3 protein-coding genes are annotated in these 3,259 nt (G+C 54.0%); 1 reads left to right on the top strand and 2 read right to left on the bottom strand.

The features are described from left to right. Nucleotides 1-352: 352 nt before the first annotated feature. Nucleotides 353-1,810, top strand: a complete 1,458-nt coding sequence (locus tag L692_RS0110030) for a hypothetical protein (protein WP_025699502.1) — start codon at nucleotides 353-355, stop codon at nucleotides 1,808-1,810. Nucleotides 1,811-1,956: 146 nt separating this feature from the next. On the opposite strand, the gene L692_RS0110025 is transcribed toward L692_RS0110030, so the two are convergent. Both L692_RS0110025 and L692_RS0110020 read right to left on the bottom strand, forming a co-directional pair. Further along, the gene (locus L692_RS0110025) at nucleotides 1,957-2,190 is read right to left on the bottom strand and encodes an LSm family protein (protein WP_025699501.1); all 234 of its coding nucleotides are present in this window, start codon (nucleotides 2,188-2,190) and stop codon (nucleotides 1,957-1,959) included. 628 nt (nucleotides 2,191-2,818) lie between these two features. Next, nucleotides 2,819-3,259: Nramp family divalent metal transporter (locus L692_RS0110020; protein ID WP_025699499.1), on the bottom strand; the 441-nt coding region annotated here is incomplete at its 5' end.

The following is a 3,259-nucleotide window of genomic DNA, read 5'->3' as shown; positions in this document are numbered from 1 at the left end:
ACCGCCGCAGGAGCCGACGCTGCGGAAGGCGCGACGGCAGCCGCTCCGAGAGCCGTCAGATAACCGCTCAGCCATACCCGCTGCGATTCCGTAAGCGTTGGCAGGACGCGATTCAGCAGCTCCGACTGCTCCTGACTAAACGGACTATTCGTTACAAGAAGTTCCAACACTATCCACCCGCCTCATCTTTTCATCATTAACATCAAGTACATTTATCACAATGTTAAGTATCCCTCATTAGAAGCTATCATAGTAGGGAAGACAGGTCAATTATTATCATTTTATAGCTTGTATCAGTTATAGTTATAAAAGAAAAGCTGCAAGTTCATAGAGAGAATTGGGGGTATTTCTTTTGCCGGCAAAAATAAAGGGGTTCAAAATCGTCTACGTTCTGCTCATTGCGGCCGTTATCCTGGGTCTGTTCCCGAAATATTCCTATAATGATCCGGACACCTTCTGGCATATCGAGCTTGGGCGGTATATGCTTGAGCACCATACGGTACTGCATCACGCGATACATACCTTCTACGGAGACAGGCTTCCTTATATCCCGCATGAATTCGGCTTTCAAATTGTCGCGGCCGGATTGTATGAAGCGCTCGGCTGGCCGGGCGTTTACCTGCTGACGGCGCTCTGTCTGTTCCTTCTGATCTGCGGGCTGCTGCAAATGGCCAAAATATCGCGCAGGGAGCTGGGGTTCAGGGAGGACCATCCCCTGATTCTTCCTTTTGTGCTGCTGATCTCCGTCTGGATCTACTACAACTATTTCAAGGGCCGGCCGCAGATGATTTCCGCCTGGATGATCGTATGGTTCTTTGTCTATTTGCGGAGATTCCAGATGCAGCCTCTGCCAAAATCCGCCGCCGCCATGATCGCCCTTTCTTTCGGAATCGCCAACTTCCATGCGGGCGTCTGGCTCGTCATCGTCGTGTTCACGGGCATGGCCTTTCTCGAAGCGTGGATTGCCGGGAAGCTGGACAAGCGCCGCATGGCCGTCTTTGCCGGGGTGGCGCTTGCCGGGCTTCCGAATCCGGGCGGCATCAAGAGCCTGCTGTACATCTTGACGGTCAGCAAGAACAATTTCAACATGCTGATTAACGAGTGGCAGCCGATTTCGTTCGGCAAATGGGAGACCTCGGCCATAACGCTGCTGCTGCTGTTTTTCGCCCTGACCCTGCCCTTCTCGCTGTACCGGAAGCCGTTCCGGTTCTTCCTGATGCTGGGGATTCTGTACCTTGGCGTGTCCAATTTCAAGCAGAACCTGTTCATGTGGCTGTTCATTCCGTATTTTGCCGGAGCGTTCTTTGAAACCTTTCCCTGGATGCGCAGGACGGATATCCGGCTTAAGGGCCGTACAATCCGCGCCGCTCTGGCAGCGGGGCTGCTGATAAACTGCATCATTAATTTTGCCGCTCCGCCGACCGTGAATGCCCGCAGTTATCCCGTGGACGAGATGGCCTATATTTTAAAATATCATGCGGGAACCGCCCGCCCGAAGGTGCTGGCTCCCTACGGCTCATCCGGGTACGTCATGTACCGGGGCGGCGATGTGCTGTGCGACGGCAGGCAGGACCCTTTCATTACCAAGGAATCGCTCGGCGCATACGGCTGGACCGCGTTTGAGCGGTCGATGTACGGCTTCTCCGATGTGCTGCCGGACATTGCGGATTACGACAAGCCTGAGTACATCGTCGTCCGCAGCACCGCCTCCGCCCGGCTGTTCGAGGGATGGAGAAAGGCTTTCGGCGAGCCGGTCTACAGAGGACGCTTCGGGAGCGTGTTCGCATATAGCGGCAAAGCCAAAGGATAAGCGGCCGCTGCCTACCGGATTAATCGCACGCCACAAATAAGACAGCCCGGCGTTTCTCCAACCGAGAGACGCCGGGCCGTTTTTTCATGGTTCACATGCCAAATCCATTTGCCCTCTGTACGGTGTACAAGGAGAGCCGCTGACCCTTAAATCAGCGCAATCGCGAGCAGAGTAAACAGGCTGAGGGTGATAATCGCATTGTTGTAATAATAAGGTCCATAAGGATAGAAAGCAGACGTTCTCACGCTGCCGCTCTCCGGCATCAGGTAAACATTGTTTCTGTCCACGTCTTTAATCATGCCTCTGTACTCCTTGCCGTCTCTCGTCAGAATGCGCACTTTTCTTCCCTTGCATCTTAAACAATTGTAATAGGCCTCCATCAGATCACTCCTCCCTTATACCTGCATAGTATGGCGGGCGAAGCTGGCGGGAGACGGCTAACGTACAAGCGCATCGGCTTTAATAAGAATTTCCGCAAACCTGTTGACTCTCACAAGGAAGCGGGGCAGGTTGGGTTGCTCGGTGGTTGATTGATTGGTTAAGTGGTTAGAAGGTTGGTTAGTTAGAAGGTTGGTTGGTTAGACGGTTGGTCAGACAGTTGGTCAGACGGTGGAGTGGGTTGAGTGGATGACTGGCGGGGTGGTTGGGCGGTTGCGGAGAATTCCTGCGTGGATACATGTTTTTCCTCCGAAACTCTCCCTAAAAACCCGCTTCCTGCAAAAGCGCAGGCATTTCACCTCTAATCTCCCCGTTCCGGCGCGCAAGCATCTAAAGGCTGCACATTAGCAGCCTTTACTTCTTCCAACATGAATTCATCAGAAAAAACCTGCAGGTTAGCAGGAATACTCCGCCTGTTCCACCGGAAGCGCACTGAACCGACGACTCGGCCGTCCCCCCTCTATCCTCCACCTGCACCACAGCGAACGGCGCTATATTCAAACAACAAGCGGGTGTCGCCCTTACGGACAGCACCCGCCGTTATTCAATATAACAAATCGAGCTTCGATATTATGCCATCAGCGTCTCGGCAATCAGGAACAGATTGAGCGCGACGACGATTCCGGCAATGATCCAGCCGAGCGCGGAGGTAATCCGGCGGTTAACCAGCCCGCCCATCAGCTTGCGGTCGCTGGTGAAGAGAATCAGCGGAATCAGGGCGAACGCAATGCCGAAGGAGAGAATCACCTGGCTCATGACAAGCGCGCGGGTCGCATCGACACCGGACAGGATGATGGCAAGCGGCGGAATGCTTGTAATCGCCCGGCGGAGATACAGGTTGATTCGTTTATTGATGAATCCCTGCATAACGACGTCCCCTGCCATGGTTCCGACAGACGCGCTGGAGAGTCCCGCAATCAGCAGACCCAGACCGAAGGACACGGCCGTAACCGGACCGACCAGATTGGCGAATTGATGAAAGGCCGCGTCCAAATCCTCGACAGCAAGCCC

The sequence above is a fragment of the Paenibacillus forsythiae T98 genome (genome assembly GCF_000520735.1).
GTDB lineage: Bacteria > Bacillota > Bacilli > Paenibacillales > Paenibacillaceae > Paenibacillus_AQ > Paenibacillus_AQ forsythiae.
This window is presented reverse-complemented; position numbering and strand designations above follow the sequence as displayed.